1 protein-coding gene is annotated in these 294 nt (G+C 46.6%); it reads left to right on the top strand.

Annotation, left to right across the window (positions count from 1 at the left end):
• Positions 1 to 294 (top strand): hypothetical protein (locus tag C1I60_RS26025; RefSeq protein WP_252361852.1); only part of this gene is annotated, 294 nt, incomplete at both ends.

The raw sequence follows: 294 nt of genomic DNA, 5'->3' as shown, positions 1-294 counted from the left end.
GTGGAGTGGATGTCATTACAATCGTCAAGGGAGGAGCCAAACTCACTAAGAATTTAGGAAAGCTGGGCAAAGAAGAAGCCTCCTTCTCTAAAGGAATCAAGGGTGCGGAAGAAAAGAACGGTGGAAAAGGTGGAGCGCCGGGATTATTCGGGGATACAGCGAAAGCCGACTCTGCTCTAGCGAAGGCCGGAGATGGAAAATTCAAAACAAATGCCATACGTCTCCCGACCAATTTTGAATCCTTGGGTAGTTACTTGCAAAGTGTAGCCCGAAAGATGAATATCCGTATAACTA

This window comes from Paenibacillus terrae (assembly GCF_005217525.1).
GTDB classification, from domain to species: Bacteria; Bacillota; Bacilli; order Paenibacillales; family Paenibacillaceae; genus Paenibacillus; species Paenibacillus terrae_C.
The sequence above is the reverse complement of the archived record's forward strand: the minus strand, read 5'-3'. Positions and strand labels throughout refer to the sequence as shown.